This is a genomic window from Mucilaginibacter sp. OK098, from assembly GCF_900142915.1.
Taxonomy (GTDB): Bacteria; Bacteroidota; Bacteroidia; order Sphingobacteriales; family Sphingobacteriaceae; genus Mucilaginibacter.
Map to the genome: position 1 here is coordinate 148,039 of NZ_FRCM01000004.1, position 14,753 is coordinate 162,791.

Here is a 14,753-nt window from a genome sequence, read left to right on the forward strand (position 1 = left end):
TTTAGGATCCAGTAATTATTCAGTTGCTGCTTAAACCTAATTCATCATTTAACTTTGATTTGATTTCCTCAGCGTGGTTAATCAACTTGTCCAAATAGACGATGTTGTTCCTTATGGATTCCTGGCCAAAATCCGCATTGAATTCATCGCCAAGTTTAAGGTCATCCGGATCTAGCTCGTAATCCTTATTGCCAAGTAGAGTTTGAATTACCATAATATCGGGGTCGGCGCCTATTACTTCTGCAATTTCTAAAATAGCTTTTGTGTCGGTTGAACTGACAGCCTCTGCAGCTTTGGTTAACATATACTTTAAACACACCCTTGCGGCCTTATCTATGTCGTAAGCTGCGACCAACCAGACATTATCTTCCACCTTTTTCTTTTCTGCCGCAAACCGGAAGTAATACGGATCGAACGTCTCGGGGTCAATCTGCCGTAGCAATTCCAGCAAACGGGTAAAGTCCTTCAAAGGCTGATGCCGGTACTGCATTGTCCAACGGTGGTTCCACAGGTCGAGAACTGCCTTAGCGCATTCCGATTCAGCGGCCGGCTTATCAATACCCTCAGCTTTTTTGGCCGCCGCTATCTTTTCAGCGACATAATGAGCCATCCACCGTCCCAGCGTGTCAACGCTATTTTCCAGTTCCAGCTCCTTCACTAACAGTTTCCCTAATTCGATAACTTCGTTCTGAATCTCTGAGTTCTCCATTTGCTGATAAAATAAATATTTTGTGAACTGGGTCCTGGCGATCTTTATCACGGCCTGAGCGATATCTGTAACTCATATTTCTGTCGACCAGAACTTTGATAATAATTTCCATTCCTTGTGAATCGCATAATTCCTGTAAAAAATCCAATGAGCAATTCGTCCGACTCCCACGTTGCTGCGGTTCTTGATCTTTGTCATCCTTCGTACTGCTCCATTGTTCAGAAAAAATCACTACCTCACCGTTGTCCTGATTTTTTACGTATTCCTTACCGCTTTTCACCGCAGAAATATTCAGATCCTGGATTATGTCTTTGCCCACTTTTAGCACCGAAAAGGGAAGCTCTTCCGCAAAGGGATCATATTCATCAAGTTCCGCGGAAACATTTCTTTCCACAATCCAGCCCTTTAATTCAAACGGGGGTTCTGCTATCTCCATATTACGTTCCCGGTAATCCGGTAGTTTGAAATCGTGGGGATCGACGCAGGTGGCCAGTGCTCTCATTAATGCATCGGCCGTTCCCGGACTTACCAAGGCAGAACGGACACTGTAAGTCTCCCTTCTGGAGTCCAATTCTTCCTCCCAACCACCGGTAACGGTCAGCCAAATCTTTTTATTCTTTTTCATTATAAGATCGGCGACCATATTCGAAGCTTTAATATCAGCTTGCCATGATTTAAAGTCCTGACCAGGCCACGCAGGCCTTTTCAAGGGTAAAGGGTCTTTCCAATCAGCCAACCAATAACCATCAGGTCGTGTAAGCAAGTGATAAGACAGCCATTTGCCCCAATTTTGAGCCTCCAAATCATCGTCAGCTACAACAGGCAATTCCTTTAACAACCCTGCCCCGGCTACCATCATCGCATGATAAGATAGATAAAAACGGTAGTTGTGATCATGTGGATAAGAACCATGACTGAAAGATGTCCTGTAATCATCGCGGTGCCTGTTCCAAAGCTCCACGCGAGGGTCATCATCGTAACGCTCTGCCTTTAGTTTCCACTCATTGACAATAACTGAGGCCGTACGTTTTACAATTTCCTTTTGTGACAATCCAAATTCATCCCCGAGCCCGCCAAGCCAATAACGACTGAAATCATAACCAAAATCATAACCGTAGGCGGTTTCGTCGTCTTCGTTCTCGTGATGATCTGCCTGAGAAAAGCCGTCCTCTTTCTCCAATTCTACCGGAAAAGGTGATTTACCCACTAATTTTAATGCTTCAGTCTCTGCCGAGGTGAATATATCGGGAGAGGCATTTCCTATACGAATCGCAGCATCTGCCGCAAATTGCTGAATAATGAGATGATCGTATTTCAGGGCAAAGCCGACAATACGTTTTGCATGACTTTTTAAGAATACTGGCTGTTCCAGACTGATTCTTGCGCAAGCGATCATCAGGTATTGAAGCGCATGCAAAGTATAAAAAGGGTAACTTTTACAACCATAAGCACCGATTCCCGAAAGTTCAGTATAATGGAACAACGCCTCAATTACAGATGTCTCCGCCTGCCCGGCTAATTCTTTAATTGTGTGGGCCGCCCTCCATCTGGTGTCTGAACTCGGTGACGCCAATGCAGACCACAGAAAACCAGCGAGTCCATCGACCGCATTCCCGGTAGTTTTTAACCAGGGCAGCCATGGACCATCACCAAAATCATTGTCTAAATGAATTTCAAATCGATCGAGGGAATAAGTTAACGCTTCCGCCGCATCCGGTGCACTGAGATCCGGGGCTGCCAGGCGGACAAGGTCAAAAAGGTTTTCGGCGCTGGCGAACTCCTGGTTGTTGATCATCCCTTTAAACATCCCCTTTTTCAGCCAAACTGATTTTTCCTCAGACCCAGGCAGTGCTTTTATCATCAGATCAAATCCATACTGATTGGTCAGTTCTAATGGAAAATGGAACCCGACCATTTCAATAATCGCTTGCAGTTTGTTTGTAAAAGCTGGCCTGGCCGAACGTGCCGCAGGTAAGTGTTCAAAAAAGCTTGCCACATCGTAATGCTCAAGCCAATCGCATTGCAGTAAAGCATCTATAAACTTTACAAGATCTCCATCTTTTAATCTTTCAAGGGCCTCTTTGAATAAGATATGTCGGCCCATATGAAACTGTTTTTCTGTTGCCGCTTTCTTTATTATTTCGTTAATGGTGGTAATGCCGTCGGGCGTAAGCAGTTCATGTCCATTAAATATTTCGTCCCAATCCAAATCGGGAGTATATTCCTTGTCACTGGTTGTTGCAGATTCTTTATTCGGCCGTTCGGGTAATTGCAATAATATTTCCTCCAACCCGGCACTTTGCAAACCATACTCCTGAAGTAATTCCAGCAATTCGTACCAATAGCTATCCGTAGTGAGCTCGCACCGGAGCCGTTTTACCGCACCTTCAAGAATGATGTTTTTTTCCCTTACAGGAATTATCCCTGATTTCAAAAATGCCTTAACCAGATAAGGCAGAGATTCTGTTGAACAAAAAGGTGTGAAACTCCAGGCCAGCAAGGAATTGATACGTCCTGATTCCACAAGTTTGTTCAACATACTATTTATTAGCCATGCGAACCGGCCAATATACCTATCCCGCCAGCGGCTGAGGGCGGCGATCCCACCGGCAGGTGACAGTCCGATGGCTAGCTGAATGGCTTCGCCACGGCTCCAATGTTTTTCACGAATGTCCCTGCCTACCAATTCTGCAATGCGGATGAACCTATAGGATAATTCATCTTGATCCTTATTCAATGTCGAGGCACGATCCGCCAATGATGTTGTTGCCTCCCACCGATGAATCATTTCATCACCAAACTTGGAAACAATCTCTACCGCATTATTGAAATAAACACTGGCATTGTCAACTGAAGTGATCAAAACGGCGCGCGCAAGAGTAATATAATCGAAAGCCAAATCGTCCGGGCTACCTTCTGTATCAGCGCGAATTTGGTCGTAGGCGTAAGATTCCAGTTCGTCTCTTAAAGAGATCATGTGTTCTAACCTGTGAGCCCAGCGTACAGTCGCAATCCATGTTCGCGTCAGTACCTGCTTGTTTCCTTTAAGCCGGCAGTCAAAAAAGGTTTTGATAATACTCTCTGAAGTTGAAGCAGCATGTTTCAGTATCTCCAAAAACGCGATCGAGAGGTGTTCTGGAATTGGGTCTTCGCTCCGGTAACGCCGGCCAGCTTTTTTGGATAGTTCGGCAAGCTGTTCGATTCGCTGCGGATCGATTGCGCCCCCATTTTTGATGATCTCTAATCGTCCAACGTACCAGGGAATTAAAGCGCCAAGAATCTCTTTATAATCTGATAGTTCTCTTTCCTCATCATAGGAAAGCTTTTTGCCTGAAAATTTCTCTGGCAGAAACGCCTCAATACTAATCTCTGGATTTCCACCCAGATACTGTCTTAGTGCCAAAGAACGAAGATAATATGTAGTAAGATTACGATAGTATGATTGGGTAACAGTTCGTGTTGCTTTAGAGGGTAAATGAGCATTTACAAGCTTTATTGTTTGCTCGGCATCAAGGTCATAATGTATAGCCGCTTCCGCCAACATGACAATTGACATATCAGGCTTATCATGGACATCATCTGTATTGTTATCGGATTTGATTGGCTTTTTGCTCAGGGTATTTAATAGGCTTTCAACATCGACCTTCTGGCAAAATCTGCCAACCCTTGCCAGTTCATTGTTTGCTGCCAATACAAATAGTCGCTCCTTTTTACATTTTTGTAGCAGCTTACCAATCAACTCAAATTGTGCGCTATCGATCAGGAGCTTTATAAGTGCACCAAATATTTTCGCAACTGCTGGCTTCGGTTTCAATTTTAATAAAAATCCCATGCTTGCATCGACACCGTTTAGGTTAAGATGAGCGTAAGCCAATTCCATCAGGTCCTCTAAGCGAAGGGGTTCTTCATGGGCTGTAGTATCTTTCGGAGTTTTAAAATAGATGCTAAGCCAATTTTCAGCCGATCTTAAAAAACTTCTAGCTTCTCCCTTAAATTCACTGATTTGGGAAAGTAATGAAGCAGAGTAAACATTTTCAGAACCTTCCCAATTTCCGCCAAGCTCCCTTCGCATGGCGATTTGCTGAATCTGGTCTTTACTCTGGAGCCTAACCAGTAGGTCAACATTGTTTCTCAAAAGACCGGCTTGTCTTTGATTACCAGCCGTTTCCTCCCCAGCCCTTAAGGCGAGCTTACAAGCGTCTTTAATCTGATTTACCTTCAAGGCTGCCTTCAAGGCAAATTGGAGACGGTAAACTCTGATATTTCGCTGGTCGATGGGACTATCAGCAGGAAGGTAATCGTCTGAGAGTGCGATCTGAATAAGCTTCTCATATTGTTCGGCCTGAAGATACAGTTGTGGCAATACCTGTGCCGCATAACTCGATTGATTTGCCAGCGGCTCCAGTTCCAGAATGAATTTTTCGAGATCTCTTTTTTCAGCAATAAACTTTTGCCTGAACCAGGTTTCGGACGGTTCATCCCGAAACTGAACCGAGTCATCTGACAACCAAAGTGATCTGCCAATATCCGTGACAAAACTTTTAACAGCTGAAATTTCCACCCCTGCAACTTTTGCGAGGATATCAAGTGGAATATTGGGGGAAAGAGAGGCCAAGCCAATACAAATATTATCCAGGTACCTGTGATATTCTGCAGGCAAGTTATCCTTTAGCCTGCCGAGCGCTCGTTCTAATTGTTGCTGTATTTGTGCCTCAACAGTGATGACTGATGGCCCTAAATCTGCAAGCAATGTAGCAATTTCGGCAGCCCCAGTAGCCAAGGCATTTGCTTGGACACGCGGGTTTGCGGAAGTTAGCCTATGAAATTCTTCAGCGTCAGCTGCAGTTGCATCGGAATAATACAACCGGAGGTTTTGCAGTGTCTCTTCATTTGAAAATGGTGTTAGCGAAAACTTGGCAACATAACTTTGTGGTTTAAGCAATTCCATGCGTTCTGGCCTGCACAAATATGCTAGCTTACATCCTTCAGGTAATTTTTCCCGTAGGAGTTCGGCAGCAAAGCAAATGTCATTCATTTCCTTTGCCGCCATTTCGGCATTGTCGGCCGCGTCGATCAACAATAATAAAATACCGTCTTTATAAGCAGTTTTAATTGCGTCCAACGCAGATTCAATTCTTTTTATAAAAGATCGGATCATTTCGGCTTCATGCGTTCCATTTTGTATCAGCAGCGGATCACAGAGGCCCTTTGCTGCTAATTCATTCGCGATCTCTACAAGGGCATCCCTATGACGATGTCGCGATTTGCTCCTGTTTCGGTAACTGCCCGCCCCGAAGCAATCGTAGGCAATAACCTCTGAACCTTCTGCAATATTGTCGATAAGATACCTGGTAAAGACCGATTTCCCCACGCCACCGGGTGCATGAACAATAATCGGTTGCGAAGCCGTGAGGATATATGTTGAGAGTTCCCTGTAAATTATCCGGTCTACTATTGGTCCCGATGGATCCCAAATCGGTTTTGCAGGGTATAATTCACTCTCAGATTGATATCCGAAACATTGCAGTACATTTTCTTTTAAAACGGTTCCATCACTATTAGGCAATGCCCTTTCAGACATTAGCGTAGTCAGGCTGCTCAGCTGTGCGTTATCAACCGTTCCGGCGACTATTCTAGCTACTTCAACACGGAGTTCTTGTTTTTGCAGGTTGTAATCAGCCTCGGCATCTTCCACTTTTAAAATTGAGCAAAACGATGCAAGTTCAATGCCTTTGAGATTGGTGTATCTCGAAATAGTGTTGATGAACTTTTTGTCTGTGCAAGTACCTGTTGCTATATCTGTGAGATTTTGCTTAAAATCCTTTTCAAAAGGCCGGTTGGTCACAATACTGAACTGTATCCCTTTACTTTTAATTTCGTTTTTTTTCTTTCGTTCTATGTACTTTTCGCCAAAACCGACAAAGGTATCTTTCAGGTCACTAAGGATAAATGGCTTATCCTTTTGGGTAGTCGTATGTTTAAGCTGGTAATAAATAATTTTTGAAGGCGTGTCCTGATCCCCATAATATTCAGAAACGTCTATGACATATTCCCCTGCCTTGAGGTCATCCTTAGAGCCTTCCACGACAAGCAGACACAAATCAGAATTTGGATAAATTAGTTTCAGGGCCCTGCGTGCAGCCCAGCGATAATGAAATGTATCTCCGGCTCTGGAATATCCGACCTTATTGTCTGCCATTTTTTGTCTGTAATTAATTCATATCTCCGAATAATAGTATGAATCAAAAACCAGAAATTGTTGGCAAAGGTTCGGATTTGTACTACTATTCGTTATCAGCCAACAATCCACTACATTACAAGAATTATTATAGGGTTTAAAGAGTGATAATTTATAAATATATCGCTTTTATATTATAATCACATTTCCATATTTTTTAATATGCAACGGTTACAGACTATTATACGCCTAATATCAACTCTCGATATCGCTATGTAACATTAACTGAAACTTTTATATATTGCTCCTCTAAACTTTATCCTGATGATTAAATATTTTCAGCCTTTTCTCGATTGGTATAATGAAACTTGGATTGTCCGCAACAGCGTATTGATTTGGCGTATGGTTGCAATCATAATGATGGTTGGCGGCTTGCTATCGATTGGCTATTACCTCTATGATCTTCACAATGAATATGCAGTATTTACTGATGGTCCGATTGATGTGACTAAAACGGGCGCTGTGGGTGATTTTATTGCAGGAACAATAGGGACCATTTTTTCTCTGGCTGGCTTTATCATTGTCTATTTAACTTATAAGGATCAAGTAAAGTCAAATGAAAAGGACAAGATAGAACAGCGTTTTTTTACCCTTTTACAGATTCATGTAGATAATTCTAATAATATCAACTACCAAAACCCTTATAATGGCAATAACTCCAACTGAAAATAATTCACGGAATTTTCATCCCAATCATTCTGGCAGAAAAACTTTTGACTTTATTTTAGGGCAAGTTGGCGATTGCTTGAGGGACATTGAACCCTTTTTTAAGTGGATTGAAGCGGAAGAAATTTATACGACTGAATACCTAAAAGTCGTTCAAATTTATCAAACTGAAAGAAGTTCGATAGATCCTACACAACTAGCCCATTGTGATCTAGCATATAGTATCGTCTATTTTGGAGTAAGTCACAATAATTTAACGACCCTAAACCGAATTTTTGAAGGAAAATACAATCAGTTGTTTTTATCCTATTTGTCGTTTTTCATAAAAAACAAACCACATCCTGATGCAGGGCTTAATGAGGTATGGGAAAACTTTAAAAACACGCATTTGGAAAATATCTTATACGACCTCCGCGAAAAGATTAGGACGCAAAAGAGTGATCCAACCCAAAATGTTTTCGGTAATTTACAGTGGTATCCGAATCTTGAAGAAATTAAAGAGATAACTCAGCGGCGACCTTTCAAATATTATGGAGGGCACCAATTTAAGTTAGGTCATTATTATCGCCATCTTTTTCAGACTGTTAAGTATATAGACGAACAGAAAATTTTAAAGTATTCTGAGAAATACGAAAATTTAAAAACGTTACGTGCACAATTATCTACTCCAGAGCAGTACCTGCTATTTTTTAACACTATATCATCAATGGGTAGAGCGTGGGAATTAAATAAACTTTCAGACAAGGCCTTTGAAAACTTCAATTGTTATTTGGTTACTAAGTATAATTTTATAAAAAACATACCAGACACTTTCTATTTGGATCTTGTGAATATCAAAGATTATTATCCATTAGTGGATTTTGAGTTTGGAGCAAACCCAATAGAAAGAGGTAATCTTAAAAAGAAGTTTCGATAGAAGACTGTTTCTCTTGCTTTAGAAATAGACTAACTTGTACATAAGGTAAGGGCTAACAAAGGTTAGCGTGGTGGTCGCTTTTTTATAACGGCTCTTCATTAAAAGAATCCATCATTTTTTTCCCAAGCAATTTCAAGTGGTTATCAAGCTCATCTTTATAATTTACTTTAATTATTGATAACAGTTCATGTAACAACATTAAAAGTTGACCTAAAGTATGCTGATATATTGTTATATCCTGATTAATATGTGAATTTAGTAAATCATGCGCACGAGGGCTGAAATGTTGATATTGATAGTTCTTTAATTATTTTGTCGCGTTTTTTTTCTCAGTTACGTCTTTACGCAAATCGGTTGCGATCACTTTGATTTCTTGCAGCGCATTGCGTAAACGTGTTCCAGCCGCTTTATTATTTTTTTCATAAAAGGCTTGTCCTTCTTTTTCGGCAGTTTCAACAAGTGCCTTTAATTCTGCTAATTTTTCCATGGTCATAAAATTTTGGCCGCGAAGATAGCAATTATTGTCTTTACGTAATAGTTTCGATCAGCAACAGGCTAAGATGTAAGATCTGCTAGCAGGTGCTCCAATAATTTATTGAGCTTACTGAAGTCGTAGCTACCATAATCTTGCTCCTCAAGCGACATGAATTTGTCGTAATATTTTGTTTTGCTTTTCAAGGCCCCTTGCAAGGTTTGTGCAGATGGGTGGATACCACCCCATGCAACAAATGGGGTATGTGTAAATAGATATTTATGATCCAAATACATCTCAATCGCTACGGCTCGCCTATTTACATCTTCTTCGGCGTCTCCATGATCACCCTTTGTTTTAAATTTTTGAAACTCTGTCAGATCAGACAGCACAAACTTTTTCATATTTATTGGGTGGGGTACATTATTTAACCTGTCAAAATTATAGCGTCCCTCCGTATCGTTATCAAAAATGAATACCATTTGGCGATCTGTACCTATTTTGGTTACGCCCTGAAAAAATTTGATCATGCTGCCAACGCCACCAAACGGATAGTTTTCTTTCATGTCAATAAAGTCAAAAAAATCGGCGATCTCGGGACGCAAAATCTGCAATACTTTTTTTAGCACTACACCATCTGTTGGCCCTTCCGTAACAATTAAGTATGTTTTGTATTTATCGAGGTCAATAAATTTATCTTTTTTGCGCCATTCTACTAATAGCTTCCTGTTTTTAGGATTTTCAGCCAGTGCCGTTAAAATAATGTAAGGATCAATCTGCTCAAAAATGTAATGAGTTGACCGTGAGAAGGCTTCTAAGTAACTTTTAATCGGTTCGAATTGTGGCAAGGTTAAAATCCGGCGACTAAAAAACTCCCCATAATCTGCGTCTCCCTCATGTTCAACCCAATCTATTTCGTTGATATCTACCGCGCTTAGTAGCTCAACGAATTTCTTTGGGCTGAAACCTTTAAAGTCCTCCTGCTGATAAGAAAAACTGCGAAAATATTCATTCAGCATAGGTGGAAGTTTACGATAACTATAACCAAGCATATTCAGCCTTTCTCTTACATCGCCAAGCGATTTGCTATAGCCCTGACCAGTTCTACTCTTGATGACTTCATCGTCATCAAAATAATATAAGACATCGGTTTTGTCTTCCGGCTGAAACAATGCAAAATGATCGTCCATGCCAAAGATGTATTTGCGCCACTCAATTTCCAGTTTTCCGACGCCCAGGGATAGATATTCGTATTCCATATGTTTTAAAATAGAACTGCAAATTTGCGTTAAAGGCTGTGTATTTATTATAATATTCGAAGAATTGACAAAAAATAAAAGCCCCCTCACACTCGCTGCTGGGGGGCTTTAACCTAAACCTTATCACAATAAAGCGGATTAAGATATCCGCTTTTGATAGTGCAAAATAGTAAAATTATTTTAATGCGAATTACCGCTATTGACGCTGAATAGAAGTGTTTCTCATATATTCATTAAAACGCTGTTGGTAAATGCGTTCTGCATTCAACCGGCGATTGATCACCCCACAACGCCAAAAGCATAATACCCAGGCTAAACCTGCAACACCTAAACAAGTTAAACTTTCTTTGCTTCGCTCAGCATCTTTTGCAGCAAGTTGCTGGGCCGATAACTTTCGGTCCGTTTTGTGATGTGTAGCGCTATTTCCCAGTGCGCCAAAAAGCGCAAAAGTGGAGATCAAACAGGCAAGTAAAACGTTTCGTACGATAGCTCTCATAGTGTTATAAATGATATTAAAGTTACTAATAATATTAGCTTAAATCAAATATTTTTTGACATTTTAACATAGTGAACAGTTCATAACTGGCTAGCCGTAGTAAAGATATAGTACAGCATTTTGAAAAAATGGGACATCACATATATCTTAATTCAATTCAATGATCTTGTTGATTTTCCTGGCCTCCTGTACGCGCTCCCTGATCGTTTCGATCAGGTCGGATAAAGGTATCCCCCGCAACCATATTACCGGATTTTCCGGATCGGTGCTTTTAAGCGTTACATCCATTAATCGAAATATTTGCAGGACAAAAGATTGTGTGACAATGTAATCCTTCACCCTGTACATTTCCACCTGATCGATCCGTTTGAAAAATATACCCCTGCTTATTTTGATATATTCCTTGCCAATCAGGTATATGCAGTTTCTCAAAAACAGCACCCGGTACCAGGCGAACCCGGTAACAGCTATTCCGAAAACAATGAAATACGGCGAAAGCTTCCAAGCTAAAAAAAGAAACGTTAGTGCCAAAGCCAGTAATGGCAATACCTTTATGAATGAAAAAATCACAGAAGGTTTAAGCATGATATCGTCTTGGTGTGTCATATTTTAATTCGTCTAAAAAAGTTAAATGATTGAGTGGTTTACAGGTTCGGATCATTGTCCGGATGCCAAACGTGGTTTCAAAAGCGTGCAGGCTTAGCTTATCTTCTTCAAAAACTGATTTTTTTTCTTTCAGCCAGGCAATAACGTTGCCTTCCTGAAATGTCAGCCTTACCGCTTTGTTCCTGATAGCAGTGGCAACTTTGATGTCAGTTATTCTACCGATCAAGTCATTACCAAACGCCATTGTAAACTCACGGCCTTTTAGGTTCAAGCGAATCCAACTCAACTGGCCGTTGCCTATCCTTGCACCTGTTGCAATAAATAGTATGTCGTTAAAGTTTTGGTAGGCTGTTTGGTTCAGCGTTAAAAATGCAATTGCTTCCATTGCAGAGAAAGTAATGATGAGCTGTCTTGCAAACTGATCCCCCGCCATCCACAAATTGCTGGTTGTGGGTACGCGGTGGATGGTGTCACTGAAGTATTCTGTTTCATTACCGAAATCAAAAATGGGTTCCTCCACAGCAAAAAATTGCTGAATTTTTGGAGGAACCCCGAGCCTGGTCAAATAATCATTCATCAGCGTGAACCGCCACGTGTGTATGTCCGATTAATTTGATTTGGTACGTGTTGATTTTGGCTTTCAGCCGCGTCCTGAACTGCATGGTAATAGCCCGGACTTAATTTTGCAGCGTCAATTTCATCCCGTTTTTGGTTGAAAAGCATATTCAGCCCTTTATAAACCACATAAGTTAAGCCACCATCGATCAAAATTGAGGCGACTAATGCCAGTTTATTCGCACGAATCCCATGAGTATCACTAGCTGAATATCCAAATGTGGTTTTATCCGGAAGTGTGACCTCTTTGCCTTTGCGGTAATTTTCTTTCTGGGCAGCGGTCAAAAACTCAAGGTTAACCATATCTGGTGCCAGGATCTTTTCAGTATCCGAAACAATAAATTCCCGTGTTTCTGCATCATACTCAACGAGTATTTCCTTTTTATTTCCTTTATCGTCAACCGTTGTTTTCAGGAAGTTGGCAACTTCGCCTTTCTCCAGTTGATGGGCCTCATTATCATCCAAAAATGATGGCGTGGCCGGCTTACGGTAAACGGGGTGGATCAACAGGTTCACTTTGCCACTTTCATCCGCTTTAAGTGAAATTTTGGCATCCATTGATTTTATTTTGATGTTCTCACCTTCCAGGTTCTGCAGCTGCATCAAACCGGTTCTGCGACCCGAGAGCAAAGCTTTGAGGTCATCTACGTTAAGCAATAGCTGCCCGCCGACGGCGATGCCGATTGTCTCCAAATCCTGGATTGGGAGCATCTTTTCGTTATAGTGTATGAGGTCCATCTTATCTGCCTATTTTGTTGCGTGAAACATTTACTTCTTCACCCACTTCTTCAACAACTAGTTGCTGCTCAGCGGGGTTATTTTTTGCGCTGAGAAGCGATTTGAAAAGACCGTCACTTTGCTTCAAGTTAAACTTATTGCCTTCCATATCTTCCATTTTGAAGGTTTTACCTTTCAGGTCAAGCACTTTGTAAACATTGTTATTGTAGGCAATTTCATCACCTTTCGCTAGTATTGTCACCTCGCTACCTTTTTCTGCAGCTATATTATCCTGCGCAGCTGCATTGTCCTGTTTCAGATCGCGTTTTTCACCTAGTTCGAGCACAAAGTCATATATCTTTTGCGCATCGGCAGAGGCGCGGAACAGCTCAAATGGCTCATCCTTTAAAATTTTCACCCAACTATTCACATAAGCCGCATGCTGGCCAAAATTGTGACCTATTTTTAACTCGCTGCCAATCATTAAGGATGCTATCTCAGCACGTAATTCCTCGCGGGCATATTGTTCAGAGCCAAACCGGCCTTCCATCGGTCGGTTAAGGCGACTTTCATGACCTGTCCAATGTCCAAGCTCGTGGAGGGCAACAGCATAATACTTTGTCTCATTATCAAACTGTTCTTTAAAAGGCAGTTGTATAGCGTCTTTTGCTTTACTATAATAAGCCTCATTCCCTCCATGATTAATATTGGCTTGGCTGGCCGCAAGCAGGCTTTCAGCTCTTTCTATAGGAGTCCATCTTTGCTCGGAGCGATTTTGATCCAGATACTCAGCTAATGGCGGTAGCCCTTTGATTTGCCCGGCGTTAAAAACCCAGGCATTCGTGATGATTGGCTTATCCAAAGCGGTGACACGAGTCTGGGTTTCACCATTCTCGTCTTTGATCTTATCACCGTTCACATCCCGCATGGCTTCCATGTTGGAAGTCTTGACGAAGTTGATCAGGGTAGCTTTCGCACCTTTTTCTACCGTGAAACCTGCATAGTCCGCCTGCTTCAAAGTCATCCAGCGTGGATCTTGATAACCCTGCATGGAAAGCCAAAGGGCATTCATACCGCGGTAATTTTTGTTGGTGGTCGGATTTACCGGAATGGTGAATGCCGGGGCATCCGAGTCGTTCCATGGTTTTTGAAAAGGCGACGTGCCTTCCTTCAATTCTGCGATGAGCTTATTAGCAATTTGCTCATGCAGCGGCTTAAAATTTTTGCTCATGATCTGTAGTTTTTAGTATTTGGTATAAAAAATTTAGTGGATTGAGGTACCGATTTTGATATCGGACGCCGAAGTGCAGGTGTGCTCCGGTTACACGACCGCTTGCACCGCTGATGGCGATGGCCTGTCCGGTGGATACGGAATCCTGGGCACTGACCAGCGATCTGGATAAATGGCCATATATGGTCGTGATTTCCCCATGTTGCAGATTGATGGCCGTTCCAAACGTTGAATTGCAGCATATCGACCGGACAACGCCGTTTAGCACAGCGTAAACCGTATCGTATTTTGCTCTTAGATCAACCCCGTTGTGATATTCTAATTTTCCGGTAAGCGGATGGATACGGTAACCAAAAGGCGAGGTAACTGTCAGCGATTTTAATGGGAGGCAAATGATAGTTAATGCGATGATCATTTTCATCGGGCGTAAGCTTTTTCGAGCGCCTGTTTTTCTATCGGTTTTGCAGGTTGTAACGCTTTATCCCATATCTCAGGATTGTGGCCTGCGACTTCAAGCGCCTGCCAGTGGGCGATATTAGTTCCCCTGTCCAGCAGCAAACTTATCTTGTATAAGTCCTTGAAGTTACTGAGCGGGATAGCCGTACCATTGGCCATCAAATCATTCAGAATAGTATTCTTGTTCTTTAGCTTTAGTAAAGATTCCGGTGGATAAATAGCTTCCCTGCCATTGTTAAAGGCGACGTACACTTCTTTGGATTGCTGGCTTTCATAATTTACGATAGCAACTTTCCCCTGACCGTTTGCGGGATCTACGGTTAAATCCGGCCGCACGAGAACGAGCGTGCCGTTTAAGCTTTCATTGTCCAT

At 41.8% G+C, this 14,753-nt stretch carries 13 protein-coding genes; 2 read left to right on the forward strand and 11 right to left on the reverse strand.

Features of this window, described 5'->3' with window-relative positions; genetic code table 11:
* Positions 1 to 19 precede the first annotated feature (19 nt).
* Both BUE31_RS14030 and BUE31_RS14035 read right to left on the reverse strand, forming a co-directional pair.
* On the reverse strand, positions 20 to 709 hold the full coding sequence (locus tag BUE31_RS14030) for a hypothetical protein (protein ID WP_073404448.1): 690 nt from the start codon (positions 707 to 709) through the stop codon (positions 20 to 22).
* On the reverse strand, positions 633 to 6,908 hold the full coding sequence (locus BUE31_RS14035; protein WP_073404449.1) for a hypothetical protein: 6,276 nt from the start codon (positions 6,906 to 6,908) through the stop codon (positions 633 to 635). The genes BUE31_RS14030 and BUE31_RS14035 overlap by 77 nt, the downstream gene beginning before the upstream one ends.
* Positions 6,909 to 7,211: 303 nt before the next feature.
* On the opposite strand from BUE31_RS14035, the gene BUE31_RS14040 reads away from it, so the two are divergent.
* Both BUE31_RS14040 and BUE31_RS14045 read left to right on the forward strand, forming a co-directional pair.
* Positions 7,212 to 7,613 carry a hypothetical protein gene (locus BUE31_RS14040; protein ID WP_073404450.1) on the forward strand — a complete coding sequence of 134 codons (402 nt, stop codon included), beginning with the start codon at positions 7,212 to 7,214 and terminating at the stop codon, positions 7,611 to 7,613.
* Positions 7,594 to 8,529, forward strand: a complete 936-nt coding sequence (locus BUE31_RS14045) for a putative phage abortive infection protein (protein WP_073404451.1) — start codon at positions 7,594 to 7,596, stop codon at positions 8,527 to 8,529. The genes BUE31_RS14040 and BUE31_RS14045 overlap by 20 nt, the downstream gene beginning before the upstream one ends.
* A 307-nt stretch (positions 8,530 to 8,836) precedes the next feature.
* Here BUE31_RS14045 and BUE31_RS14050 read toward each other — a convergent pair whose 3' ends face one another.
* The 9 genes from BUE31_RS14050 to BUE31_RS14090 all read right to left on the reverse strand — a co-directional run bounded on the left by BUE31_RS14050 (position 8,837) and on the right by BUE31_RS14090 (position 14,753).
* Positions 8,837 to 9,016: a histone H1 gene (locus tag BUE31_RS14050; RefSeq protein WP_073404948.1), complete on the reverse strand. Its 180-nt coding sequence runs from the start codon at positions 9,014 to 9,016 to the stop codon at positions 8,837 to 8,839.
* A gap of 68 nt (positions 9,017 to 9,084) precedes the next feature.
* The gene (locus BUE31_RS14055; protein ID WP_073404452.1) at positions 9,085 to 10,260 is read right to left on the reverse strand and encodes a HEPN/Toprim-associated domain-containing protein; all 1,176 of its coding nucleotides are present in this window, start codon (positions 10,258 to 10,260) and stop codon (positions 9,085 to 9,087) included.
* A 196-nt stretch (positions 10,261 to 10,456) separates the two neighbouring features.
* A complete protein-coding gene (locus BUE31_RS14060; protein WP_073404453.1) occupies positions 10,457 to 10,756 on the reverse strand; it encodes a hypothetical protein in 300 nt (99 codons plus the stop codon).
* A gap of 147 nt (positions 10,757 to 10,903) precedes the next feature.
* Entirely contained in the window at positions 10,904 to 11,362 is a 459-nt protein-coding gene (locus BUE31_RS14065; protein ID WP_083619906.1) for a PH domain-containing protein, read from the reverse strand.
* Positions 11,334 to 11,939 (reverse strand): hypothetical protein, encoded by a 606-nt coding sequence (locus BUE31_RS14070; protein ID WP_073404455.1) that lies wholly within the window; start codon positions 11,937 to 11,939, stop codon positions 11,334 to 11,336. The genes BUE31_RS14065 and BUE31_RS14070 overlap by 29 nt, the downstream gene beginning before the upstream one ends.
* On the reverse strand, positions 11,939 to 12,715 hold the full coding sequence (locus BUE31_RS14075; RefSeq protein ID WP_073404456.1) for a DUF4099 domain-containing protein: 777 nt from the start codon (positions 12,713 to 12,715) through the stop codon (positions 11,939 to 11,941). The genes BUE31_RS14070 and BUE31_RS14075 overlap by 1 nt, the downstream gene beginning before the upstream one ends.
* A gap of 1 nt (position 12,716) precedes the next feature.
* The gene (locus BUE31_RS14080) at positions 12,717 to 13,925 is read right to left on the reverse strand and encodes an ArdC family protein (protein ID WP_073404457.1); all 1,209 of its coding nucleotides are present in this window, start codon (positions 13,923 to 13,925) and stop codon (positions 12,717 to 12,719) included.
* Positions 13,909 to 14,340 carry a M23 family metallopeptidase gene (locus BUE31_RS14085; RefSeq protein ID WP_234997823.1) on the reverse strand — a complete coding sequence of 144 codons (432 nt, stop codon included), beginning with the start codon at positions 14,338 to 14,340 and terminating at the stop codon, positions 13,909 to 13,911. Before BUE31_RS14085 ends, BUE31_RS14080 begins: the two co-directional genes overlap by 17 nt.
* 2 nt (positions 14,341 to 14,342) lie before the next feature.
* Positions 14,343 to 14,753 (reverse strand): hypothetical protein, encoded by a 411-nt coding sequence (locus tag BUE31_RS14090; protein WP_073404459.1) that lies wholly within the window; start codon positions 14,751 to 14,753, stop codon positions 14,343 to 14,345.